Source organism: Streptomyces sp. NPDC050548 (genome assembly GCF_044457385.1).
Lineage (GTDB): Bacteria > Actinomycetota > Actinomycetes > Streptomycetales > Streptomycetaceae > Streptomyces.
This window is the reverse complement of the sequence record NZ_JBITGV010000002.1, coordinates 601882-627186: the sequence shown is the minus strand read 5'-3', so window position 1 is coordinate 627186 and position 25305 is coordinate 601882. Positions and strand designations below refer to the sequence as shown.

The 25305-nt window shown below is 68.6% G+C and carries 17 protein-coding genes and 1 pseudogene; 2 read left to right on the top strand and 16 right to left on the bottom strand.

Features of this window, described 5'->3' with window-relative positions; translation table 11 throughout:
* Window positions 1-151: 151 nt before the first annotated feature.
* From ACIBJH_RS08725 to ACIBJH_RS08700, 6 genes are all read right to left on the bottom strand, one after another.
* Window positions 152-2266 carry a glycoside hydrolase family 36 protein gene (locus ACIBJH_RS08725; protein WP_399116113.1) on the bottom strand — a complete coding sequence of 705 codons (2115 nt, stop codon included), beginning with the start codon at window positions 2264-2266 and terminating at the stop codon, window positions 152-154.
* A gap of 14 nt (window positions 2267-2280) precedes the next feature.
* Window positions 2281-3135 carry a proteasome subunit beta gene (gene prcB / locus ACIBJH_RS08720; protein WP_399116112.1) on the bottom strand — a complete coding sequence of 285 codons (855 nt, stop codon included), beginning with the start codon at window positions 3133-3135 and terminating at the stop codon, window positions 2281-2283.
* Window positions 3136-3223: 88 nt separating this feature from the next.
* Window positions 3224-4309, bottom strand: a complete 1086-nt coding sequence (locus ACIBJH_RS08715) for an IS110 family transposase (protein WP_399116111.1) — start codon at window positions 4307-4309, stop codon at window positions 3224-3226.
* A gap of 230 nt (window positions 4310-4539) precedes the next feature.
* Window positions 4540-5493: a YbhN family protein gene (locus ACIBJH_RS08710; protein WP_399116110.1), complete on the bottom strand. Its 954-nt coding sequence runs from the start codon at window positions 5491-5493 to the stop codon at window positions 4540-4542.
* Window positions 5490-6980: a hypothetical protein gene (locus ACIBJH_RS08705; protein ID WP_399116109.1), complete on the bottom strand. Its 1491-nt coding sequence runs from the start codon at window positions 6978-6980 to the stop codon at window positions 5490-5492. The genes ACIBJH_RS08710 and ACIBJH_RS08705 overlap by 4 nt, the downstream gene beginning before the upstream one ends.
* Window positions 6981-7259: 279 nt before the next feature.
* Window positions 7260-8489: a ricin-type beta-trefoil lectin domain protein gene (locus ACIBJH_RS08700; protein WP_399116108.1), complete on the bottom strand. Its 1230-nt coding sequence runs from the start codon at window positions 8487-8489 to the stop codon at window positions 7260-7262.
* A 376-nt stretch (window positions 8490-8865) separates the two neighbouring features.
* On the opposite strand from ACIBJH_RS08700, the gene ACIBJH_RS08695 reads away from it, so the two are divergent.
* Window positions 8866-9330 (top strand): MEKHLA domain-containing protein, encoded by a 465-nt coding sequence (locus tag ACIBJH_RS08695; RefSeq protein WP_399116107.1) that lies wholly within the window; start codon window positions 8866-8868, stop codon window positions 9328-9330.
* 96 nt (window positions 9331-9426) lie between these two features.
* On the opposite strand, the gene ACIBJH_RS08690 is transcribed toward ACIBJH_RS08695, so the two are convergent.
* The 10 genes and pseudogenes from ACIBJH_RS08690 to ACIBJH_RS08645 all read right to left on the bottom strand — a co-directional run bounded on the left by ACIBJH_RS08690 (window position 9427) and on the right by ACIBJH_RS08645 (window position 23836).
* Window positions 9427-9651, bottom strand: a complete 225-nt coding sequence (locus ACIBJH_RS08690; RefSeq protein WP_399116106.1) for a hypothetical protein — start codon at window positions 9649-9651, stop codon at window positions 9427-9429.
* Between the two features lie 226 nt (window positions 9652-9877).
* Window positions 9878-10781 (bottom strand): annotated as a pseudogene (locus tag ACIBJH_RS08685) (aldo/keto reductase).
* A gap of 561 nt (window positions 10782-11342) precedes the next feature.
* The gene (locus ACIBJH_RS08680) at window positions 11343-12032 is read right to left on the bottom strand and encodes a hypothetical protein (RefSeq protein ID WP_399116105.1); all 690 of its coding nucleotides are present in this window, start codon (window positions 12030-12032) and stop codon (window positions 11343-11345) included.
* The gene (locus tag ACIBJH_RS08675; protein ID WP_399116104.1) at window positions 12032-12544 is read right to left on the bottom strand and encodes a hypothetical protein; all 513 of its coding nucleotides are present in this window, start codon (window positions 12542-12544) and stop codon (window positions 12032-12034) included. The genes ACIBJH_RS08680 and ACIBJH_RS08675 overlap by 1 nt, the downstream gene beginning before the upstream one ends.
* Window positions 12545-12603: 59 nt before the next feature.
* Window positions 12604-18324 carry a DNRLRE domain-containing protein gene (locus ACIBJH_RS08670; RefSeq protein WP_399116103.1) on the bottom strand — a complete coding sequence of 1907 codons (5721 nt, stop codon included), beginning with the start codon at window positions 18322-18324 and terminating at the stop codon, window positions 12604-12606.
* A 750-nt stretch (window positions 18325-19074) separates the two neighbouring features.
* Window positions 19075-20550: a helix-turn-helix domain-containing protein gene (locus ACIBJH_RS08665; RefSeq protein WP_399116102.1), complete on the bottom strand. Its 1476-nt coding sequence runs from the start codon at window positions 20548-20550 to the stop codon at window positions 19075-19077.
* Between the two features lie 545 nt (window positions 20551-21095).
* Window positions 21096-21431 (bottom strand): helix-turn-helix domain-containing protein, encoded by a 336-nt coding sequence (locus ACIBJH_RS08660; protein ID WP_399116101.1) that lies wholly within the window; start codon window positions 21429-21431, stop codon window positions 21096-21098.
* Window positions 21428-22477, bottom strand: coding sequence for a tyrosine-type recombinase/integrase (locus ACIBJH_RS08655; protein WP_399116100.1), 1050 nt, complete (start codon window positions 22475-22477; stop codon window positions 21428-21430). The genes ACIBJH_RS08660 and ACIBJH_RS08655 overlap by 4 nt, the downstream gene beginning before the upstream one ends.
* Window positions 22478-22725: 248 nt before the next feature.
* A complete protein-coding gene (locus ACIBJH_RS08650) occupies window positions 22726-23163 on the bottom strand; it encodes a hypothetical protein (RefSeq protein ID WP_399116099.1) in 438 nt (145 codons plus the stop codon).
* Window positions 23164-23515: 352 nt separating this feature from the next.
* Window positions 23516-23836 carry a hypothetical protein gene (locus ACIBJH_RS08645; RefSeq protein WP_399116098.1) on the bottom strand — a complete coding sequence of 107 codons (321 nt, stop codon included), beginning with the start codon at window positions 23834-23836 and terminating at the stop codon, window positions 23516-23518.
* A gap of 667 nt (window positions 23837-24503) precedes the next feature.
* On the opposite strand from ACIBJH_RS08645, the gene ACIBJH_RS08640 reads away from it, so the two are divergent.
* Entirely contained in the window at window positions 24504-25295 is a 792-nt protein-coding gene (locus ACIBJH_RS08640; protein WP_399116097.1) for a GAF domain-containing protein, read from the top strand.
* Window positions 25296-25305: the final 10 nt, after the last annotated feature.

The window sequence follows — 25305 nt, the reverse complement described above, 5'->3', positions numbered from 1 at the left end:
CAGGGGCTTCAGAAAACTCTAGGGGCGAGAAGCGGACGAAGCGCCCACAGCCCGGCATTGCCGGTTGAAGGCGTCTTTCCGACGGAATACGCACGGAGTCTGTTCCCCGACGATCACCAATGGATCATCCGTGCCACGCCGGACCGTCGGGTCAACTGCCGCCCAGCTGGACGAGAACGGCGGTACCGGCCCGGGACAGCGACACCGTCAGCCGCCCCTCGGCCGCGTCCCACTCCACCCCGGCATCGGCCGTCGCCGGATACAGCACCACGGGGTCGACAAGAGCGCCGCGCAGATGGGGAATGGCGAGCGCGCAGTCCACGGCCTCGCCGTCCGACTCCCGCCGCCACACGGTCACATAGGTGGACCGCGCGCCACGGAGCCCCTGCGCGATCCACTCGTCGTCCCAGCCGGGCAGGCCCAGCGGCCAGAACGGGTGCGCGGCAGCGATCTCCGCCCTGATGTCCTTGTAGACGGAGAGCGCCGAGCGGACGAGGTCGAACCGCTCGTCGTCCATGCGGTGGAGAAAGCCGGAGAGGTGGATACGGCCCAGCAGCGCGCCGGTGAGGGTGAAGGCGACCTCGTCCAGGCTCTGTTCGGGCTGGGGATAGGCCCATACGGCGGCCTGCTCGGGCGTCGCGGCGGTGCCGGCCGAGGCGGCGACGGGCGGGTAGCGGAGCGGGTCCTGCTGATCGCTGGTGGACTGGAGCTGTGCCACGGCGAGTTGGGCGTAGTCCATGCGCAGACCGCCCGATCCGCAGTTCTCCAGGACCAGTTGAGGATGACGGTCGAGGAGTCCGCCCATCCAGTCGAGGTGGGCGCGGTGGTGCCCGAGCAGTCCCGCGCCCGCGCTCTCGCGCCCGTTCTCCGTGCCGGGCCCGATGTTGATGTTGTAGTCGAGCTTCAGATAGCCGACGCCCCACTCGCCGACGAGCCGGTCGACGACCTCGTCGAGGTGGGCACGGGCTGCCGGATGGCGCAGGTCCAGGTGGTGCCGCCCGTGTTCCGTGACGCGCAGACCGCCGCGCCGGAAGAACGCCTCGGGCGGCAGTGTGTCGGCCAACGGGCTCCGGACGCCGACCACTTCGGGTTCGAGCCACAGGCCCGGGGTCATGCCGTGCTTCCTGATCGCGTCCAGGACCTCCTGGATACCGCCCGGGAAGCGGGCGGGCGCGGCCTCCCAGGCGCCGACGGAGTCCCACCAGCCCTGGGCGTCGTCGTCGTACCAGCCCGCGTCGATCACGAACACCTCGGCACCGGCGCTCGCCGCCGCCTCCACCAGGGGCAGGAGCCGTTCGGTGGTGGGGTCGCCCATCAGGGTGTTCATGTAGTCGTTGTAGATCACGGGGAGTTGGCGATGGTCGGGGTGGTCGCGGCGGATGCCTCGGCGGTGGTCGGTGAGCGTCGCGAAGGCGGCGTCCAGGCCGCCGCTCTCCGTGCGGACCAGGACGGCCGGGACGGTACGGAACTCCTCGCCGGGGGCCAGGGTCTGGTGCCACTGGTGGTGGGCGTCGTCGGGCCCGAACAGGGCGACGTACGCGGCGCCTTCGCGCTCTCCGGTCTCGAACCGCCAGCCCGCGCTGGACTCGATCTGCCACAGCCACGCCCCACCGTCCCGGTGGGTGAGCGCGGCGACCGGCAGATGGCGCCCGGTGGACCAACTCCCCTGCGAATACCGCTCGAAGCAGCCGCGCCCCTCGTGCCCGTGGGCGGACCGGTTCAGCGCCACGGCCTCGTCACGGAACCGCGCCCGGCGCCAACGGCATTCGGCGAGCCAGCTGTTGTCCGCCCAGTGCAGGGTCAGACCCTCAACTCCGGTGTCCGGGTCGGAGATACCGCCGAGCGTCAGGGTCGTCACGCTCTCCAGCCGGACCGGCTCGACGCCCTCGTTGACCAGCCGTACGCCCGCACGCAGGAAGCCGACGCCCGCCTCCAGGGTGACGTCGGCGGCGAGCCCGGTCATGGGGTCCGCCAACCGGATCGTCGTACGTTCCGTGCTTCCGTTCCGTACGGTCGCGTGGTCGCGGTAGGCGAGGCGGTCGCCGATGGCCGTCTCGATGAAGCGCTCCCCCGACCACAGGCGCCCGTGCCCGGTCGCGGTCACCTCGACGAGCGGCACCAGGCGGGCCCAGTCCTGGCCGGGCGCTCCCAGCCGGACCGCTCCCGCGGTATCGACGAGGGCGTGCAGCCCGAGCGTCGGATGCGACCAGACGCGGGACGGCTGGGTCGTTCCCACGGCACTGGTCAACGCGTTCTCCGCTTCCACCCGGACAGTCTCGCTCAGGGTGCGACGGTCGGCCCGTCCGGGTGGCTCTGGCGCTGTGCGACCATCTCGCGGGTCAGCGCCTCGGTCTCCGGTTCCGGCAAGCGCTCGAAGCCGTCCTCGGTGATGACCGAGACGATGGGGAAGATACGGCGGTTGATGTCGGGCCCGCCGGTGGCCGAGTCGTCGTCGGCCGCGTCGTACAGGGCCTGCAGCGCGGTCAGTGCCGCGTCGCGCCGGGACATGCCCTGGTGGAACAGCTTCTTCAGGGCGCCCCTGGCGTACGGGGAGCCGGAGCCCTCGGCGTGGAAGTCCGGCTTCTCGTAGGTGCCGCCGACGACGTCGAAGGTGAAGATACGGCCCTTGGCGCCCTCGGGGGCGGCGGGGTCGTAGCCGACGAGGAGCGGGACGACGGCGAGGCCCTGCATGGCCTGGCCGAGGTTCTGCCGGATCAGGCCGGCGAGGCGGGTGGCCTTGGCGTTGAGGGTCATCGGGATGCCCTCGATCTTCTCGAAGTGCGTCAGCTCGACCTGGTACAGCTTCACCATGTCGACGGCGAGGCCGACCGTGCCGGCGAACGCGACCGCCGCGTAGTCGTCCGCGGGGTGCACCTTCTCCAGGTCGCGTTGCGCGATGACATTGCCCATGGTGGCCCTGCGGTCGCCGGCGATCAGTACGCCGTCGCGGTAGGTGAGCGCCAACACCGTGGTGCCGTGCGGGAATTGGCCGTCGGCCGCGCGGACGCCGTCCGGGAAGGGGCGGCGGGTGGGCAGCAGCGCGGGCCGGTGCGCGGCCAGGAACTCCGTGAAGGACGAGGTTCCGGGAGTGAAGAACTCCTCGCCCAACCGGCCGTCGGTCTCATTCCCCGCCATGCGACTCCCCTTCGCCCGTGGGTCAATACCGAAGTCCTACCTGAACCAGCCGTGCGGAAACCACCGGTTGAGGATGCTCCTATTGATGTCAAGCCGCAGGAGCAGGGTCGGTTTGGGTGATTCGTTTGGTCGGCGTGCCGGTCAGGGCGCGGTAGACCTCGCGGGCGACGAATCGCTTGAGGCAGCGCATGATGTCCTTCTTCGAGAGCCCTTCCTCGGTGCGGCGCTCGACGTAGGTGCGCGTGCGCTCGTCGTAGCGCATGCGGACCAGGACGATGGTGTGCAGGGCGTTGTTCGCGGTCCGGTCGCCGCCGCGGTTGAGGCGGTGGCGGTGGGTGCGGCCGGAGGAGGCCGGGATCGGTGCGACCCCGGCCGGATGGGCGAAGGCTCCCTCGGACCGCATCCGTTCGGGGTTGTCTCCGGCCGAGGCCAGTAGCTGCCCGGCGGTTTCGGGCCCGACACCGAACATCTCCAGCAGGGCCGGTGCCGCCTGTGCGACCAGGGGGCCGATCTCGGTGTCCAGTTCGGTGATCTCCGCGTCCATCGCCTGGTGGCGGCGGGCCAGACGCCGTAGAGCCGCCCGCGTCGCAGGCAGCGGGCGGGACAGATCATCACCGGGCCGCAGCCGGGCCAGGACGCGTATCAGCGCGGCTCGGTCCAGGCCCGCGACCTGCTCGCGCAGCATCGCCGGGGCGGAGATGAGCAGGTTGCGGATCTGGTTCATCGTCTGCGTGCGGGTCTTGACCGCGCTGCGGCGCGCGACCCGCAGCACCCTCACCGCCTCGACCACGCCGTCCCGGCTCTTGGGGATCCCGGTGGCCCGCCCCGAGGCAACCGCCGTCGCAGCTGCGTAGGCGTCGACCGGGTCGGACTTGCCTTTCCTCCGGCGCGTCCTGCGGTCCGGCCGGTCCACATCGACGACCGTGACCTGGGCCGCGGCCAGAACCCGGGCGAGCTCGGCGCCGTAGGCGCCGGTACCTTCCACACCCACCGCGGCGAGCGTGCCGTGGACGCGCATCCAGTCCAGCAGGTCCCGGTAGCCCCGGACGGTTGCCGGGAACTCCCGGTCGGCCAGGTGCCGGCCAAGGGAGTCGATCACGGCTGCGTGATGGGTCAGGCCGTGAGTGTCGACTCCGCCGATGATCTCCGGGCCGTCGTGCGTCCTGCTGGTCATGTCCGTCCTTGCCGCTTGTCCGAGCCGAGGGCGGCACGCGCCGGTCGGGCGGGTGGACAAGACAGTGACGGGGCTTCTGGACCAAGCTCCTATGAAGTCACGAGCGCCCGTCCGGCCACGTGCGTGGCGGTCCCGCCGATGCGCCGACAAATCCCAAACAGGACAGTCAGCGACGTCAGTCAGAGGTCGAGTCAGGCTCATCAGCAGAACCACCAGTCACATGATCACTGTCAGAGGTCCTTGCGGCGGACCAGTACCCCGAGCACCAACAGGCCGGGGATCAGCGGCAGCCACACGGTGAGCAGGCGGTAGCCGAGGACGACGGACGCGGCGGCCGACGCCGTGGTGCCCGAGGCGGTGAGGGCGAAGACCAGGGCGGCGTCGAGGGAGCCGATCCCGCCCGGGGTGGGCAGCAGGGCGGCGGCGCTGCTCGCGGCGAGATAGAGCAGTGCCACCCGGGCCGGGGACAGCGGCAGTTCGACGGCCTGGGTGACGCAGATCAGCACCAGGGAGTGCAGCACGGCGAAGGCCAGCGAGCCTCCCCACAGGGCCACCGCCCGCTGCGGCCTTGCGTGCACGGCCCGGATGTCGGCGAGCACGGCCGCGAGCGCATGCCGACACCGGGGCCACAGTGGGCAGTTGAGCAGTACGGCCACCAGCACGGCGACCGCGAGTACGACGGCCACCACGCCCAGGGAGACGTGCGGGACGCGCAGCACACCCGGGCAGACCGCCGCGAGGACGCCGATCAGCACGATCCGGACGACCACGCCGGCGGTCGCCTTCACGGCGAGGGCGCTGGCCGAGCGGCCGACCGGCAGGCCGCAGCGCATCAGGAAACGCAGGTTGACGGCACCGGCGCCGAGCCCGGCGGGCAGCACGTGGTTGGCGGCCGACGCGGCGAGTTGCGCGGCCACCAGCCGTCCGCCGGGCAGCCGTTGGGGCACCGCGCCCTGCTGGGCGAGCGCCGAGGAGACCCAGGTCCCGAGCGCGGCCGTCCCGGCCACCAGCAACCACCCCTGATCGGCGACGGCCAGCCGTCCGGCCCCGTTCGCGAGCACGGGCCAGTGCCGCCTGAGGAGACAGACCACGGCCACGAGCACACAGAGCGTCGACGCGGCCTGCCAGCAGGCATGTCGGCGACGGGTGCCGGTCGTCGCGGTGAGATCGGGAGGTGCCGTCATACGCCTCCGCCCGTCTTGGTGGTGGGAGCGACGCGGATGTCCAGTGTGCCGTAGTGGTGGACGGACCAGTCGTGGGCGTACGCGGGTGGACGGCTGCCGGCCGGTGTGATGTCGGCGACCGGCATACGGCGGGCGGTCCGGTCGATGACGGTCCGGCTGGAGTTGGCGTTGTGACCCCCGGTCGAGGCGGAGGCGCAGCCCGTGTAGAAGGCGACTGGGATGGCGTCCTGCCCGGTGAGCAGGCAGGGTCTGCGCACACCGAGGCGGTGGAGTTCGGCGGCGGTGCGGGACCAGTCGCGGTGCTGGACGTTCGCGCGGTTCACCGTGCGTTCCAGGACGGCGAGTTGTATCGCCAGATGCCCGGCGAGTCCGACCACGAGCACGGTCACCGCGACCCGCCGCCACGCTCCGGTCGGTCTGGTGACCAGCTGGACGAGTGCGTCGGCAACCGGGATCGCCACCAGTGCGTAGGCGGGCAGCAGGAAGCGCGGGGCCGCGTAGCCGATCACGAAGAGGTACGGGAAGGCGGCCGTCGCGGCGCACGCGAGCGGCACGAGGGTGGGTGCGGTGCGCCGGGCGCGGACCGCGACGACCAGTCCGGCGACGGCGAGCACGGGCAGCACAAGCCACCAGACGTCGACCGCCGGGTTGGGCATGGCACTTGTGCACGGGCGGCACAGGGCGCGTCCGCCCAGGCTGCGCAACTGGTCGGTGATCGCGAGGTGCCAGCCGAGTCCGCCCTCGATCGCCGAGGCGTCGTGCAGCCGCTGCGTCAGACCGCCGTAACTGACGTACGCCTCGACCACCCACTCCACGGCACCGGACGCGAGCCCGGCGAGGAGGACGGCGAGGAGCCGCCAGTGGCGGGCGAAGAGGCAGAGCGCGAGGAGGGGCAGGGTCGCCCACACGGCGTCGGTCGGCCGCATCCACGCCATGAGGGACGCGCTCGCCGCCAGACCCCACAAGGTCGAACGGCCGGCGTGGTCGGTCCCGTCGGCGCGGGCCCGTAGGAAGCAGCCCGTCGCGGCCAGGGCGGCCACGGCGACCCAGTAGTTGGGCATGGCCTGCGGGCCGTAGAAGAGCGTCACCCAGAGGGAGGCGAAGAGGGTGCCCGCCAGGGCCAGGACGCGGGCGGGGAACAGGGTGCGCCAGGTGCGGAGCGCGAGGAAGAGGGCGAGGCCGGAGAGGGCGGCGAGGTAGACGCGCAGCAGGGTGGTGGACGAGGACCAGGAGGTGATCGGTGCGACCAGGAGGGAGATGCCACGGGCCCGGGGTGCGCTGAAGAAGGCGGCGGGGGCGTGCGCGCTGATCTGGCTGACGTACACGGTCTCGTCCCAGCCGAGGCCCAACCCAGGGCGTACGAGCACCAGTTGGGCCAGGGTGAAGGCACCGGCCACCAGCGCGAGGGGGTACTCCGAGCGACCGGACGCGGTCGCAGCGCCGAGCCGTCGGATCCCGGCGAGTGTGGCGTACGTGCTGCCGGACATGGCCCACCCTCCCCCCTACAGTTTGTAGGGTTACTGGCACCCTACAGCCTGTAGGACCGAAGACGGTGGCCAGGGGAAACATGGACAAACTATCCCGTCGCAGGTGTGGTCGGGGTCTGGAATTCACCTCCTTCTTGCAACGACCGCGGGCGGACCGGTCCACGCCTCATCCGACGGCACACTCGCGGTCCAGTGGAACTCGCCCCTTCGGGCGACGGCCGGCGGATCAGCCAGAGAAGCGCGCCCGTCGGCTGTGCCGCGCGCCGAGGGGGCGTGCGGTCAGCCGGTGCTCCATTTCTGGTTGTCCCCGCCGGTGCAGCTCCAGAGTTGCAGTTCCGCGCCGTCGCCCGTCCCCGCGTCGGTGACGTCGACGCACTTGTCAGCCTGGATGTTGACCAGATCGTTCGCGGCGGTGAGCCGGAACCGCTGGGCTCCGGTGCCGTTGCAGGTGACGAGCTTGATCCACGCGCCGTCCGTGCGCGAACCGCCGTCGACGTCCATGCACTTGCCCAGTGCGCGGACCGTTCCGTCCGACGCGAACCGCCACTTCTGCCGGGCGGCGCCCGAACAGTCCCAGATCTGCAGGCGGGTGTTGTCCACCGGGTCGCCTCCGGTCACGTCGATACAACGGCCGGAGCCTTGCCCCCGGATCAGCACGCCCTTGGCAGCGACGGCGGCGGAATCGGCCGCCGGGGAGGAACTCCCGGACGGCGCCCCGCCGTTCTTCGCGCCGGCCCTCGCCGTGGCCTCGGCATCACCGGTGTTCTTGCCGGATGCCGATGAACCGGCCTTCGGGGTCGGCTGCCGGGTGGAGTCGGCTTCGAGTGCGGAGGACTCACCCGACGGCGAGGCGGAGTCGGACGAGTCGGTCGTGTCCTCGTTCTGTCCGCCGTCCCGGACGGTGTCCGATGCGCTGCCGGCCGCCGAGCGTCCCTTGCCGTCGCCGCCGTCCATGAGGAGCAGGGAACCGGTCAGCAGGACGACGCCGGCAGCGGCTGCGGCGAGCAGCATCCTGCGGCGCCGCTGTGGGGGTCGAGGTACGGACCGACCCGGAGCGGCCGTGATGCCGACGGGGCGATCGGTCCCGCCCCCGGCGGGGGCGTCTGTACGGCCGCCCAACCTCCCGGTGTCCGGCGCGCGTTCGGTGAACGCCGCGAACTCGGCCGCCACCGCGGACATGGGCGGCGGGGACGCGGGTCCGGACTCGGAGGCAGCAGTGGGTCCCAGCGCGGCAGCGGCCTCGGCGATCGCCGAGGGGCCCCTCGACCGGCGGGGCAGAGGCCGGGGCTGGGGCGGGTGCGGGGGCCGCAAGGTGGCGTCGGGCTGGTCGGTCCGGGCCGTGGCGGCCTCCGCCGTCGGATCCTCGGAGGAGGCCGTCATGTCGTCCTTCCGGTACGGGGTGGTGAATTCCTGCGCGGCCGGTACGACGTCGAAGTGTCGAAGCCGTCGTGGCCGTCCGTGGTCGCCGGTGTCGCCTGCGGTGGTCGGCGACGGGCTTTGTGCGGGCACCGGCGATCGCCGTCCTCGCACCCGAGGGCGATTGTGTCGTGTGCACGACCGCCCAGGCAAAGGGCGACACGCGGTGCCGGCTCGGCGACACCGACGACTCGGTCGCCCAACTGCCTCTCCTGGCACCGTCGTTGACGGGTGGGACGTCGTCGGTACCCGGTGGCGTCGGCACCGCCGAGAACCCTTCACGATCACCGGGTCGACCACCGCCTCGTGCGTCACAGCGGCAACACTGGATCTAACCTGGCCGCACCCGGTGTCGGTCAGACAGACCAACTCCCCTTGTACGCCTCACACTTCAGGAGCGAATCCGATATGGAAACCACCGCCCTCACCTTCGAGACCGACGTCTTCGTCGCGTAACGGAGCGAGCACCGTGACAACCCTCCAGCCCCTCAGCCGACAGTTCTGCGCCCTCCTCCTCGACAGCCACCACCGCCTGACGGGAAAGGAGTTGGGCCCGCCGCCCCTCACCTCCGCGGACGCGGCGGCCGAATGGCTCTACGAGGACGCGCCCTTCGGCCTTCTCGCCCACGACACCGCCGACGACCCGACCTTCATCTACGCCAACCGGACCGCCCAGAAATGCTTCGAGTACACCTGGGAGGAGTTCGTCGGCCTCCCCTCCCGCCTCTCCGCGGCACCCGACGCCCAGCCGAACCGGGACGCCTTCATACGGTCGGTCACGCGCGACGGCTACGCCACCGGATACCGCGGAATCCGCATCGCCAAGTCCGGCCGCAGGTTCTGGATAACGGACGTGACCATGTGGGACCTGATCGACGCCCAGGGAACCCGCCATGGACAGGCCGCCGTCTTCCCGTCGTGGTCCGACCTCTAGGTCACCGCAGCGGGATGGCACCCGCCGCGTGCGCCGGGCTTCGGCACACCCGCTCAACTCACGCTTGCCGCAAGGCAATCGACCGCGTGTCCACCTTCACGGGCCGACTCCCGTGGCGGGGAGGTGAATTGTGTGGACGACCCGCCAGGTATAGGCGGCGTCCGCACGCCTCAGCTCGGCCAGTTCGACGCGGTCGACGAGCAGTTGGACGGGGGCGAGGAGTCGTAGTGGCTCAACAGCCACCAGGACCGGGGCAGTCGGGGTCGGCCGGTTGCAGTATCCGATGCCGATGTGGGGCCGGAGGCGGCTGCTCGGCTTCATCGCAGGCAGCCCTGATGCCACGGACGCCGCGACGAGCCGTCGGTGGAGATCGACGACGGGAGTCCGACTGGCGGGGGGCGTCATTCCAAACGCGCGATATTCGGGCTGTGGGCGCAGAGTTGCCCATCCCAGACAAGGGTGACCAAACGACCAGGAGTCCTCCTCGCCCCACTCGGTCCGATTCTCCACGGACTGGGGAGGTTCATCGAGCGTCGCGAGCAGAGTCTCAGACGGTGCCCTCGTCCGGCTTGTCGAGGAGAGCCAATTCCTCTTCAGTCAGGCGCAGGCTTCCGGCGGCGATGTTCTCCGCGAGGTGTGCCGGGTTCGTGGTGCCGGGAATGGCCAGCACGTGCGGACCGCGGTGGAGGGTCCAGGCGAGCCGTACCTGGGCTGGCGTCGCATGGTGGGCGTCGGCGACGGAGTGGACCCGCGCATCGCGCTCCGGCCTGCGGCCGCTTCGCGCCGCAGGCCGGAGACCGCGAAGAACGGGACGAAGGCGATGCCCTGCTCTCCGCACAGGTCCACTAGCCCGCTCTCGTCGGCACGGCGCCAGTCCAGGCCGTAGGAGTTCTGCACGCAGACCACGGGCGCGCTCTTCTGGGCCTCGGCCACGTGCTCAGGCAAGACACCGGAGAGCCCGAGGTGCCAGACCAGGCCGGCCTCGCGCAGCTCAGCGAGGGCGCCGAAGTGCTCGGCGAGCGAGGCTGTGCGGGGGCCGTCGGCGCGCAGGTTGACCACGTCCAGGCAGTCCCGGCCGAGCTGGCGCAAGTTCTCCTCGACCTGGCCACGCAACTGGTCGGGGCGGACCGTGTAGAGCCACTCGCCGGAGGGATCGCGCGCCGGGCCGACCTTCGTCACCACGACCACATCGCCGGACCAGGACGAGAGTGCGCGATTGATGAGCTCGTTCGCGGACCGCAGGGCTGAGAAGTAGAAGGCGGCCGTGTCGATGTGGTTGCCCCCTACTCGAACGCGCTGTGCAGCAGGCCGACGGCGACATCGCGGTCGATCGGCGTGCCGTCGGAGTTGCCCATCATCCCGTTGCCCGTCAGCCGCATCGCGCCGTAGCCGATGCGATTCACCTCCAGGTCCCCGAGCTTCCAGGTCCCTGCTGCCGCTGCTGCGCTCACCGTGCTCCTTCCCCCGCCGATTTGTCAGATCCTGGAGCATGCGTCCGTCACGGTGTGCTGCGACAGGTTAACGGGCTGGGCGAAACGTCACGCCCCTATCGGGAACTCGCCATCGTCGTGATGCCGTTGGACCTGGCAAGAGAACGTCGGTCAGGACGGGTTTTCAGACCTTGTGTCACTGTCTTACCGAGCGGGGAACGACGAAGATCCCGCCCGATCTTCCGATCGGACGGGATCTCCTCAACTACCCCTGAGCTAACTCAAGAACAGTCACAGCGATCGAATCTAACCTGGAAATCTCCTCCGGCCCCTGGCCCCGATGGCTCTCCCCCCACGGGAAACGATCGCTCGGCCAACGGGAAGCGTCTTCATCTCCTCCCGGCGCCGATACAGAAGTTGAGACAGCGGTCCCAAGCGGCATGCGAGGTTGCAGGAGTTTGCCGCCGCCGGGTTAGTAATGCACCGGTGCATCGAGTCGGGGCACAGGATTTCTGACCGGGAGAGGTCCCGCCGCCTGGATGGCGGCGGGACCTGGGTAGTTACCTGTACCACAAAGCACGGTCAGGTCTGGGGTTCCTGCCCGCACACCAGGTCATGTGCTTCCCGGAATCCCGGGTAGGTTCCCGTGTTCCGGCCGCACTTGATCATGCCCTGGGTCTTCCCATACCACGTGGTGACGGTGCCGTAGACCGGAGTCTTCTTGTCGCCGGCACACCCCTGGACGAAGTTCGCCTCAACCACCTGCACGCCTATGACCGAGAGGTAGTCGCCGGTCTTTCCTGTCATGTCGACAGTTCCGAGGCCCGCGGCGCCGGGCAGCGGTACCGACTCCCCGTTCTGTGCAACCGACTTCCCTCCGAGATTCATGTGCCGTTCCAGGGAGGCGAACACCGATGCCTCGGACACCTTCCCACTGGCCTCGACGCTGGCTGTCACCTTGCGTACTGGAATCGCATGGAACGTGACGTTCGCAGCCTGTTCACCTTTTTTGACGCGAACCAACTGCGAAACGGCGACCAGTTTCCCTTGGGTGCTGATCTTTCCCCAGTGGAATTGGTCGTTCTTGCAAATCCACTCTGCCACCGAAATCGCGGTTGACTTGGGGGACGCCGTCGCTTTCGCATCCTTGTCCTGCGAGGACGAGGAACACGCCGTCGCCATCAGGACCGTTGCGGCCAGCACGGCTGCCGGCCGCAATCCGGCCGCGATCCGGCTGGCTTTCTTTCCTGTTTCTTGGCCAGGCCGTGTCATCAGCAGTACCTCTTCTTCACCAACGCCGACAGCCCGTCCTGGGCCGGCTTCTTGCAGCTGATACTCCCGGCGGAGTCGCTGTTCCAACTGTGGCCACTCTTGTAGCCCATCCGCGCGCAACTGTGGGAACCACACGCCCAGCGCTCATACCGTCCGCTGGCCTTCCGTGTCCCGTTGTAGTAGATGTACTTGCCATCCGCCTTGGGGATGGTGACCTCCTTCACGATCGAGTGGGTGACCGTCTTCGACCCACTGCCGTGCAGTGTGAGCCCGACCTCGATCCCCAGAGCGCCGAAGAACTTGGTGGCCAGATTGCCGGTTGCCCCGCCAGTCGCGTCGATTGCTCCCTCCACCGTGGTGATGTGCTCCTTCGTGATGGTGAACTTGACGCTCTCCCCGGTGGTGTTGACATAGTCCCATTCGTGCGTGATCACGTTTGTTTTCTTCGTCCACGCCCAGAGGTACTGGATGTCCGTATCAGCATGGGCTGACTGTGTGGAGATCAGAAGCATGGCTGCCAGCATCGGCAGGACCACGGCGAGGCGCCGTCTCAGTCGTCTCAGCCGAGTCATCAGTACTCCGTTCCGAAGGGCAGGGTGAAGGAATCCGTGGAGGTGGTGCCCTGCTCCTCGGAATTGGTGTTGTCGGTGGACTGCTGGCTCATATACCGGCCCAGGGTGGGCAGGTATATGCGGCCGTATAGGAGAACGATTCCATCGAGACGCCGGTCGGCTGACTCCGTGATGCCCCGCCAGCCGAACCGGTTGGTACTGTCCGTGTTGCCGAACTCGTCGTACGCGTGGGTCTCGGCCGCGCCGGTGCCGACGTTGAGTTCCACGGCGATATTGCCCTGGACGTCGCTCAGTTGGAGTTTGGCGGTGCTGCCGGTGTCGGTCAGCGCGAGGAGGTTCCCGTCCGGGTCGGTGACGTACCGGGTTGTGCTGGTGCCGTCCGTGTCCCAACTGGGAGTGGTGCGGAGCCCGTTGTAGTGACTGGTCAGGGTGGAGGACGTGGCCCAGGTACCGCTGGTGTTGGTGGCCACCGTTGCCGTGCTCAGACGCTGTTCCGCGTCCAGGCTCCAGGTCTCCCGGTCGGTTCCGTTGACGACCTGCAGCGGCGTGCCGTCGGTGTAGTAGGTGTACGCGGATCCGTCCGCCGTGGCGGTGGCGTTGCCGAAAGCGTCGTAGGTGTAGCCGCTGTTGGTGATGCGGTTCTGCGCGTTGTAGGTGTAGTTGGTCGTGGTCGTGCTGGAGCAGTCCGCGCTTGCGGTGAGGGTGGTCCTGTCGCCCGCCTTGTCGAGGGTGTAGGCGCGGCTCTCGCACACGGTGTCGCCGTCCGTGCTCTTCGCCTTGGTCAGGCGGTTGGCGGCGTCGTAGGTGTAGGTGGTGTTGGTGGTGGTGCCTGCCGTCTGGCTGTCGGTCGCGTAGGCGCCGGTGATGGTGTACGCGATGTTGTCCGACAGTTCGACGGTGCCGCCCGAGGCGCTGTAGAGCCGCTCGATCGGAGCCCCAGTCTCGTCGTACTCGATGGCCAGGGTGCTGCCGCCGGGTAGGGTTTCGCTCTCCGGCCGGTCCGAGGCGCCGTAGGTGAGGGTGAACTTGCCGGCCACGGAGTCCGTCTCGGTGACCACGCGATCGCCGTTGCTGTCGGCGCTGTAGACGAACGTGGTCGTGGCGCCGGTGGAGTCGGCGGTCCTCGTGACGCGGTCCTGGCTGTCGTAGGACGTCGTCGTGCTGTTGCCGTTTCCGTCGTTGTAGCTGGTCAGCCGTCCTCGCGCGTCGTAGCCGTAGGCGGCGGTGCTGCCGTTGGACGTGAGGGTCTTCTTGAGGCCGGTGGTCGTGTCGTAGGTGATGGTCTCGTCGGGCAGGGCCGTGCCGGTGTCCGCGGTGACCGTCGTCTTGGTCAGGCGTCCGGCGTCGTCGTAGGTGTGGCTGGTGGTACGCGTCTTGCCGCCGGCAGTCACCGTGACTTTGGCCTGGTTGCCCCAGCGGTCGTAGGTGTACGTCGTGACCGTCGACGCGCTGCTGTCGGAGGCGGGGGCCGTGGTCTCCGTGCAGGTCAGGCCGGCCCATTCCGGGTGTCCGGCGCAGATTCCCGAGCCGCTGCCGGTCCACCGCGCGGTGGTGGTGACGGTTGTGCCTGCCGCGTCGGAGCCGGGACGGGTGGTCGAGCTGACTTCGCCGTCGGACGTGTAGGTGTAGCCCGTGGCGAGGGCGAGTCCGGAGGGGTTCGTGGTCTCCTTCAGAAGGTTGCCGGTGTCCCAGTCGTAGGAGTACGTCACGACGTTGCTGTCGGCCAGGGTGCCGTAGCCGTCGATCAGTGCGCCTTCGGTCTTGGTGGTGACCAGACCGCTGGCTTCGGCTCCTGAGGGCCGGGTTTCGTCGTAGGTGTAGGTGATGCGTTGGCGCGCGGCCCGGACATCGCCCGCGCTCAAGGACGCCGCGCTCGCGTCGGCGGTCAGGGCCGACTGGAGAGTGACCGTGTGCAGGGGCCCGCTCTCGGTGAGAGGAACGTTCGAGTCGGTGTCGTAGGTATGGACGGTGGCGAGCAGCTGGGCGCGCAGGGCTGTGTCGCTTTCGTCCTGCAGGCCGAGACGTGCGAGTGCGTCATCCGCGTTCTTCGCGGTGCCGAGGGCCAGTTCCCGGTTGGCTGCGGTGAGTTCGTAGGTGGTGTTGCCGTCGCCGTTGTACGCCTCCGTGCTGATGTGCCCGCCGGGAGTCGCCTCGTTCACGGCATGGCCATAGGCATCCGAGTAGGAGACAGAGGCAGTGGCGTAGGCGTCCTGTGCGAGGTCGGATCCCAGATTGCTCGACACCGTGCCGGAAGTGAATACCGCCGTTGCGTCCGTGGGGGCGATGTCCTGCCCCCAGGTCGCCACGTCCGTACCGGTCATCTGGTGGGGAGCCGTGTCACCGTCGAGCGGCACGTCGTAGACGATCGTGGTCGTGGTGTCGGGGTCGTCCAACGTGGCGCCGGCTCGGGTGGCGGTCAGCAGCATGCCCGCGCCCGCGGTGGTACTGGATCCGACCGACCCATAGGTGAAGGTCCAGGCCCGCTGGCCCGGTTCGGTGTAAGTGACGATTCGGTCGGTGTTGTCGTAGGTGTAGTTGGTCTTCAGAGCTGTGCTGACCCGGGGGTCCCATGCCTGGCGCAGGTATCCGGAGCTGTCGTAGGCGTACGCGGCCACGGCAGTCGACGTCGTCTTGCTCGCACCGGGATCGGCGGCCCACAGCCGGACTTCGCTGACACGACCCGTGTAGCCACCGAACGAACTCGTGGTGGCGGTGGTGGAGTCCGCGTACACGTACTCCAGCGCACGGCAGCCGACCTTGGTCAGGTCCGTGACACAGTCCGCCGGATCGGTCCCGTTCGCCGCGGTGACGGAGTACTTCGGGCGGGCCAGCACGTCGTCACCGGAGAAGACGGCTTGCGCGACGGTGATGGTGTCGTCCGTGCTGGTGTCCGCCACAGTGTCGAGCTTCCAGGTGCCTGCGGTGCTGGAGAGCTGGAACGTTGAGACGATTCCGGAGCCGTCGGCAAGGGTGAAGGACGTGCCACTGGTGGTGCCAGTCAGAGTCAGCCAGTCGGCGTCCGTGGACGTCCACTTGCCGTTGCTGAGAGTGAAGGAGACGTTGGTCTCCTGGTCGAGACCGGTCAGTGTGATGGCCGAGTCCGAGCTCTTGGTGATGGTACTGAAGCCGGCCGCCTGTACGTCTGCTCCGGTACCGGCTGTCCAGCCGGGACCGAATGCCGACACGGTGGCCGCGTCGTCCTCGACCTCGCGCTCTGAGGTACGGGACACCGCTCGGCGCAGGACCTGCATGTCGAAGAGATCGGCGTCGGTCTCGACGATGCTGTAGCTGCCGGTCAGCAGATTGACCGAACCCGGGCCGATGTCCCGGGTGGGGCCGTAGCCGCCGGCCCGGTCCAGCCCGATGCTCCGGCTCGCCGTGTACGCGTTGGTGGTGCCGTCCGAGACGAGTGCGCGGATCTGCAGATCAGTGTCGGCTCCGAGAGTGTTCGCGACGTTCCACACGAGCTTGGTCGCCACACCACCGCTCATAGCGGCAGGCCACGTGACCGCGTTCCCGCCCGAAGCCGTGACGACATCGGAAGCCGGGATGAGCGTCCAATCGTCGCCGTCGCCGAGACGGTAGTACCACTGGATGCTGGAGTAGGTCGTCAGTCCCCTCGCCTCCAGCGGGACACGACGGGCGGTGGTCACACCATCCTTGGGCGCAGTGATCGCGGCACCGTCCTCACCTACGCCGAAGCTGTAGGCGGTGGCACTTGAAGAAAGGTTTCCTCCAGAGTCGACGGTCTTGACGTACAGCGTGTGCCAGCCCTCGTCCGGATCGATGGAGACAGCGAGAGCGTCTCCACCGGTTCCGTTGGTCGTGTCCAGCTTGCGGTTGGGCACACTGCCGTCGTCCAGGCCCCAGTAGTAGCCGGCACCGTCGCCCGAGTCCGTGTCGAGGGTGCAGGACACCGCGTCGTCGGCCTTCGCCGTCCAGCCGCTCTGCTCGTACGTGTCGCAGGAGACCGTCGGTGCGTTCGGCTTGCCCGTGTTCATCACGAACGTGGTGTAGCCGGTCCAACTGCCGTAGTCCGTACCGTCGTAGGCCCGCACCCGGTACCGCAAGTGCACACCGGCCGGGAAGGCTGAGGCGGACGGGATCGCGAGTTTCGCGGTCGCACCGGAGGCGACTGAGGCCGACGTGGTGGTGTACGTGTACGTGGTGTCGGCGTACGCCGGGTCCGCCGTGATCTCGAACTGCGCCTTGGCGCTGGAGCCGTCCGGGTCGGACACCTTCGCCGACAGCGTCGGCGTGAGCGAGGTGACGTACTGCTTGCCGTTGTAGGCATTGAGCTGCGACGGCGAGATCGCCGGCGAACTCGGCGCGGACGGGTAGGAGTTGTAGGTGACCGTCAGCTTCGGCGCGTACCCGGAGGTCGTGTAGTTTGCCGAGCGCCAGCGCCGCCAGGTGAGGGAGTCGGTCTCGCTGGTGCCGTAGACCATGAGGCCGTAGTTGGGGCTGCCGTCGGCCCAGGCTTGCACGATGGTGTCGATGTCCCAGTTGGACCAGGCAGCCGGACAGTTCGAGTTGTAGCCGTGCGGCACGAGGTTGACGACGGCACCGGTCCCGGACGACGAGGGCCGGGTCGCCCAGGTCAGCGTCGAAGACGACCATGTGGAGGTAATCCGGCGCACCGTGGTGCCGGAACCGGTGGTCGAACAGGTCGAGGAGTAGTAGTTGTACAGGGCGAAGTTGGTGTCGGTGATGTGCTTGCCGACGAACTTCGACACGTCGAACTTCAGGAACGAGCGCGCCAGATCCGTGCCCGAGTCGTAGGTGCCCGACTTCAGCTCCTGCGAGGAGACCTGCGAGTCGGGGTAGTCCGGGGTCTGTATCCAGGTGTCGGTGGTCACCGCCAGGGTGGTGGTGGGATCCACCGTCACCGGATACGTGGCGGTCGCCAAGAAGTCGGCGTCCGGGGTGAGCACCAGGGTCTGCGAACCGTCGTCAGCGGTTTCGATCTTCGTCGCGACCCGCTCCTGATGGGCAGACTCGCCGGAGGCTGGGTCCTTGGAGGCGTCCCACATCGCGGGCGCCGGCGCCTCTGCGACCAGATCACCGTCGTTGTTCTTCAGCAGCAGGTGCCCGGAGTCGGCCTGCGACAGCGTCAGCCCGTCCAGGTTCAGCGGTATCCGGTACGACACGGCATCGCTGTCCGGCTGCTGAGTGAGTTTCAGGTTCTCCGAGAAGCCTTGCGCGAGTGCGGTGACGGACAGGGTCTGGCCACTGCCCAAGTCGTAGGAAGCGGTGCTGTCCTTGACGGTCGGGGCGGGAAGTTTGTCCTCCCAGCCCAGTCCGAAGGACTCCTTACCCTTGGCCACTGACGCCAACTGCGTGTCCCCGCCGTCGGAGACAGCGACGTCAGCCGCTGCCGCGGCCGGCGTGAGGTCAGAGCCCGTGTCGGACAGCGAGGTATCGATGTCCTTCCAGTCGCCGTCCAGCTTCACCCGGACCGGACCGGCGTATGCCTCCGTCCGCAGCTCCCCACTGGGCAACGCGTACGTCGTCGAATCCGTCGTCCGATCCGACAGCACCTCGATGTTCCGGTTTTGCAATCGGGCCATCAGCACGGCAGACGCCTCGTCCTGCGCTTCCGCAGGAGCTTCAGCCTTCGCAGATGCCGCGACCGTGGTCGCGGAGTCGGAAGCTGCGGTGGCCGCCCCCGCGGCGACCGCCATACTGCCGCCCACGATCAGCGCAGCCTCCGCAGCCATTGCCAGTACTAGGCCGACAGCCATGTACCGCAGCCGAAGCGACTGACGTGCACGTCTGGCACGTGATCCATCCTGGGGCACGGGTCTGTGACGCATGATCAACTCCTTCCTGGTTCGAGATCAATAGAGGAGTTGATCTTCCGGAAGGAGGTTTTGTGTCGAACTCGCAGAGGCCGACATGAGTCAAGAAAAGGTCAAACGTGCGTCATGGAATGTCCAATCGGGCGGCTCGGAGCGAGCTACCTAATGAGGCTTTCATCTTCCATGTGGCGACTCGTCTGGTGTTGCGTTCGAGTAAGGGGGTGGCAAGAGGCTTGCCTGTCGAACTCCATAACTTTCCCAAGAGATGAAGGTAGATGCCGCTAAATGTGAAGAGTACGGACAGGTCTGGGTGGTTCTCGCGGCCATTGTGTCGACGGGGCGAGACGTCAAAAAGGATCAAGAGCTGTCATCTCGGGCATGTTCGGATGCTTGCGATGATGACGTCCAGTCAGCTGGGCGATTTTCGGGCGACCTCGACCACTATCACGCGAAGATCAATAGTCACCCTGCGCGCGCAATCGCACGAAGTGGAACAGAGCCAGTTGGGAAGCGCGCAGCCACGCAGAGACCGGCGCCGACCGGATGCCGGGCTACCCTTTTCTGCACCCGAGTTGGACGCCGCTGCCCACTCGGACCCGATCCAGAGCCCAGAACGCTTCGCTCAGGAACCGCCACCTGTTCGCCACGGCAGAAGAATATGGCCGCAGATCAGCTGTTTCTGGCCGAGGGTTCATGACCGAGAACCACCCGAGCGCTGGGTTCACTGCCCGGCGCCGCCCGGCTGAAGGCGCGGGCCTCCAAGTACGCGGTCCAGTCAGTAACCGCGCGGGAACGCCATCGCGTTACGGTGCTGAGGTGGAGGCCGAGCAGGGCTGAAAGGACGGGCGGAGGCATGTCCTGAGCGAGCTGGGCCAGGGCCGTTGCTCGGGCGGGACGACTGGGGATTCCGTGGTCGGTGAGGCGGCGGGCCAGCGCGCTGCCGGTGATATGACGGCCTGGCTCGGCTGCGGGGAAGAGCCAGCGGTTGGGGTAGTTCGTTGACCAGCCTGGTGGCCGCGGCTGGTCGGCGAACTCGCTCAGGAGCCGGGGCAGGGGGGCGGGCAGGTGGATGGGGACGTGGTGCAGGACGAGGACTGTTTCCTGATCCCGCGCGGTCACCGCGTCGGCGGGCAGCGCGGCGATCCGGGTGACTTCCTGACCGAAGAGGAAGAGGATGGCGCCGGAACAGCGGACGTCGAGCGGCAGGGCTGTGTCGGTCAGACACTGGTGGAGGATCTCCCAGTGGGAGTCCTCGTCCAGCGTGACGGGGTCCGGCCTTGGACGCAGGGGGACCACGAGGTCCCGGCCGTGGCCGCGGCGTGCGGCCCAGACGAGGAAGTCGCGGACCTCGTAACGGGTGCTGCGGCCCGCTGCCAGCCACTGGTCGACTTCGTGCTGGGTGACCTCCGCCAGGTCCAGGCCGGCCGCCTGCATGGCGCCCAGGAAGTGGGCGGCGACGTTGATTCGCATTTGGGCCCAGCGCAGCCGGTTGGCGAACGCGTAGGCGCGGTGGCTGCGGCGGCGGGCGCGGGGCAGGAGTGACCAGCGGACGTAGGTCCGCAGGAGCAGGGCGTGCTCGGGGTGACGGGTCAGGACGCGGGCGAGATGGCGTTCGACGCGGGCCGGGAGTTCGTCGCGCTCGGGCAGGGCCTGGTAGGCGCGCAGGATGCCGCGCAGGTAGTCGACGGCTCGGGCGCCACCCCGGCTTCCGGCGGAGGCCAGGGCGTCCAGGTCTTCGTGCGTCAGTGCCCGCCCGTCGGTGACGACGTCCGCCAGGAGCTTGGCAGAGCGGGAGGTGCGCAGCCAGCTCAGTGCGGTCGTCGGCTGGTCGCATGCGGCCAGGGCCTCGCGCATCTTCGTGTACTGGTCCTCGGGCCCCGCCCGTTGGCCGTCGAAGACCTCGGCGAGGTGGTCGTGGAGGGTGCACCGGTCGCACAGGCCCCGGACTTTGTAGGAGCGGGGGTTCGTACAGCGGGGGCAGGCGTACGGGTCTGAGTGGCCGGCGCAGGGGCCGCAGACGCGGACGCTGTTCTGGCGGGCGATCAATACGCGGGGCTTGTTGCAGCCTGTGCAGGTGGCGAGGCGGGTGCGTGAGGCGCGGTAGCAGGGTTTGCAGACGGGGCCGAGCGGCCAACGGGCATTCACCGGCGCGCTGGTGGCGCACACGGCACATGGTGCCGGCGGCCTCGGCCGGCAGGTGGTGCACGGGTCGAGGTCCGACGGTTTGCCGCAGCCGGAGCAGGACCGGGAAGCCGCGATCTGGCGGCGTCGGCAGGCGGCGCAAGTCTGGCGGGAGGGCCGCGGACCAATCTCGCCGCATACCGTGCACGGGCCGACGTTGCCGCGCACCGTGAGGGTGCCTTCGCAGCCGCGGCAGACACGGCCGCCGGGAACCGCGCGTCGCAGCGGACGCACCCGCCCGCACCGCAAACAGGCCGGCGCCCGGACACCGGGAACACCGGCATCAGAGAGAGTGGTGATCAGCGCCTGGATGGAGAGCGGGGCATCTGATGCCCCGCTGACCAGGGCGTCGGGATACCGGGCGAGGTGGACCCGAACGCGTCCGCGGGCCGACGGCGTCATCCGGGCGACGATTGGGTCTGCGGCCTCTCTGGTCATGTCGGGCAGGAACGCCGTGATCCGCTCGGCGAGTTCCACCCACTCGGGCGGCGTCCCCGGTTGGCGGAGGCTCACAGTCCCTCCGGGCGCTGCACTCTTACCCGCCGCGACGGCGGGACGGCGGCCGGCGAAGCACTCTCGCCCGACGCGGCCGGCCTCGCGACCTGGCGGCGGATCTCCTTCACGGTGATCAGGTCCGCCGGGGAGCAGCCGAGGATCCCGCACAGCGCGGCGAGGGTGTCCATCGACAGGCGCTGCGGCGGCTGGGTAACCAGCCTGAACACCTGCTCGCGCGAGAGGTGCACTCCGTACTCGGCCAGCTTCGGCACCAGGTCCGTGGTCTGGTACATGTCCTGATCGGCCATCAGCCGGCGCAGGTTCCACTCAAACGCCATCCGCTTCATCACCGCGGCTCCAACCCCTCTCCGTTCAACCGCGCCAGGCGCCTGGCCAGCGACGCCTCCAGCAGCCGGTTGCGGTACTCGTCCGACACCCACGTGTACAACGCCGTCGTCGACGCGTAGACGTGGCCGACCTGCTGCTGGACGAACCGCTCCGGATACCCGAACTCGATCAGGTGTGTGATGTAGGTGTGCCGCAGACAGTGCAGCTCCAACTCGTCCGGAAGACCCGCGTGGTCGCGGATCGCAGCGAACACCTCATCCAGACGCCGCAGACCCAGACGCCCGCGCCGCTCGGTCACCCACATCGCCGGATGCGCTCCGGGCGAGAAGCCGCCGCGGACCTCGTCCACCCACTCTTCGAGGACCGGCACAATCCAGTCGACCTCCGGCACTGTGAGCACCGTGCGCCGTTTGGGCGGGCTGCCGCGCGCGGCCTTGCCGAACCGGACCTCCAGCGCGCCGAACCGCCTGTACTGCTTCGCGCGCGGGTTGTGCCGCAGATCCGCCAAGTCCAACATCGAGGTCTCGCGGCGCCGGGTGCCGTACGCGTACACCTGCTTGATCATCACTGCGTCCCGCCACGCGGCCAGCACCCCCTTGCGGCGGCGCTTGCGCTTCAACTCGACCAGGTCGTCGGCCGCGTTGAAGAGAGTCTGCAGTTCGTCGTAGGTGAGCGCCCGCCGTCCGGGCCGGCCCTCGTACTCGGCAACGTGGTCGGCCGTATTCCAGTCATGGCACACCTGCACCGGAGCCTGACCGAACACCTCGTCGCAGGCGGCTGCCCAGCCGTAGCGGCGGTCAGTGACGAACGCGCAGAACATCTGCAGATCGCCTTGCTGCCCTCGCACCGTCGAATGGGCCAGCGGCGAGGCACCCGACAACTGGTGGGAGAAGTACGCCTCAACGTCCTCCGGAGTCCACTCCCACGGGTACGTCGCCGTAAACAGCGCGAACCGCCGCACCAGGCTCAGCCGGTCGCTGATCGTCTTCTTCGCCAGCAGCCGACTCCGCTGCTGTTGCTCCCAACCGCGCAGTATCGCGTCGAACATCGCCGGCCCCGGATCCAGCGCGCGGACATTTCCCGGAACGATCAGCCGAAACGCGCCCGGTACGTCGGCAGTCTGCACAGCTACTCCCACGGTTGCACCTGATGCAACATCGTGGCGTTGGACCTGCATCACCAGAGGCCAGATGCCCTGGCATCACCTGAACGAATGACCCACGCGCAGGCTTCCGAGCAGGTCACAACCGCGCCCGCTCTACGCGGAGTTGATGCATCTACCGCAACAACGCCTACTTACGGTGCCACGCTGTAGCGCAGGGCACCGCGGGACCCGGTGAGCGGGATCGCGGTGAGGGAGAAGGCCGGTGGGGCGTCGGCCTGTACGTTGCGGGCGAGTTGGTCCAACCGGCCCTGGCCCACGGTGTCGGCGGGAGCGATCCGGCCGAGGGTGGCGTGATAGCCGTCCGAACCGATCAGATCGAAGGCGCCCAGACCGCGAACGGCGTTCTGACAGTGGGCGGCCTGGTCGAGGAAACCTGAGTCGGTGATTTCCAACAGCCAGTAGTACGCACGGGTGTTGGACGACCATCCCGGGCGCTGCCAGTGATCATGCATCTCTCTGACAGCGCCGAACGCCGCCCAGTCGTGCTCGGCGATGACGCGCGGGTCGTCAAGGTCGGGAGGAGGGCTCGCGGGAAATGCGTCCGGGTGCGTTGTCAGTGGTGGAGTCATCCGGTGTCGGTGTCCTTGCCCAGGCGTGCGCCGGCACAGGCATCGTGGCAGAACTGGTCAAGGGCCCGTCGTGCGCGTCGTAGGGCCAGTCGTGCGCGTAGTAGGGCTATGTGAGCAACCGCTCGGCGGACTTCCGGATCTCGGCGATGAGTTCGGTGCTGTCGCTCGGGGCGGTGCCCCCCGTGCTGGAACGGCTTGCCCGCGATCAGGACCGTGTCGATGCCTGCACGTCGTAGTCGGGGCCTGCTCCTCGGAGTACGCCGACACCAGGACCCGTCAACGTCCACGGTGACCTGGCCACCGGGCCAGGGGCATCGGGGCCGGCCCGCCAGGCTCATACGACCGCGCGCGGTCAGCCGTTTTCGCGGCCCGGCAAGGGCGCGCCCTTCAAGAAGGCGTGATAGGTCTCGACGGCGTCCGGCTCGATTTCAGCGTTGGAGGGGCCGTAGCGAGTGTCGGTGCGGTCCCGCTTCGGTCCGGAGACCCAGAACTCCTCGTCGGTCTGCACGTCGTAGAAGTTCGCGTCGGACATCCCCCCTGCCCGGCGCAGTGTCCTCCCGCGAAAATACGCGGTGCTCCAGGTCTTCGAGAAGTCCACCCACCCGATCCACGAGGGTCCCTGGTCGGTGCCGTAACCGGACTTCAACTGCACGAACATGAGACGTCGAGGCATGTGCTCAGGGTCCTGCACGGACCATGTCCACGACCAGCCGTTTTCCGGGCCCCGACCTCGACGTCTCGTGACGCGCCGCCGCGTGTCTGCGGACGGAACTGTCGAACCCCCGGTCGGGGGCCAGCTCGTCGGATGCCCGCACCCGGGTGCCGACGTGCACGGCGGTGTCGGCGGTAAAGCAGCGTGGCTCCGCGCGAAAGAGCCAGGTCAGAGCGCCAACGGTAGGCAAGTCATGCCCTACACGCTGTAAGGTGGCGGACGGCCGACCTGGCGACCGAGGTCGTCGTACCGATCCCCGACCTGTGGCACGCACGACGCCTCCCGGTCCGCGTCCGGCGAGCTTGCTGAATCGGTCCGCAGGAGGTGACGGACTACGGCCGGTTCCGTCGCTTCGGAGGCGTGAATTCAGTACGCTGGATGGGGTGGCCCGGACTGAAGGCATGTGGTGTACATGTCAGTGAGCACCTCCCGGAACCTTTCAGGCCCGCTGGAGCGAGTGACGGCCGCGTGTCGGGCAGCCGAGTCGCGTCCGACGCGGCCGGTCCCGCAGGCCGGGCGAGTAGATCAGCTCGCCGCCTACATCGATCTCGCCCTGGACGAACCGACTGCTGTGCGAAAAGTCCGCGACGCGGTGGCAGAACTGAGCGAGGCTCCTCACCTCGGTGCTGTGCTTCCCCTGGCTGTCGAGACAGCGACGGCTCTCATGGGGGCGGACTTCGGGAACATCCAGCTCGTGGACCCCCGCGACGGCTCGCTCGTCCTGGTCACCCAGTCCGGCTTCGGCAGTGGATTCCTCGACCACTTCGCGGTGGTGTCCGACGACGGCTCCGTCTGCGGACAGGCCGCCCGGCAGAGCGCCCAGGCCGTCGTGGCCGATGTCCGCGAGGGTCCCACGCCGGCACCGCACCAGAAGGTCTTCCGGGCCGCCGGAGTCCGCGCGGTCCAATCCACCCCGCTCGTCGACCACGCGGGGCGGCTGATCGGCATGATCTCGACCCATGCGGCACAGCCCGGTCGACCGTCGGACCGCGACCTGCGACTCATGGAACTGTACGCCGGGCTCATGGGCCGGATCGTCGCAGGGCATCTGGGCAGAACTTCCGACGCCACCGACGGCCCGACCCGTTCCTCGCTCGGCGCCATGGCCCCGGCCTGGGCCGACTTGTCGTCGATCGATCCACTCACGAGGCAGATCCTCTCCGACACGGTCAATCGGATCTTCTCCGCAGGACTGCATTTCGCGGGCACTCTGCAACTCCTCACCGAGGACGGTGTCGCAGCCCGGCGCGTCCAAGCCGGAATCGACGAACTCGACGAGACGATCCACTCGATCCAGAGGGCCGCACTCGACCTCAGCACCTCTCACGGTCCGCGCGGCTCCGAGCCGGTGCAGGGAGGCCGTGGCCCGGACATCCCGAGCGCCGCCTCCTCACAGCAGCAGGCAACGGCACCGTCGTAAGACTTCCTCA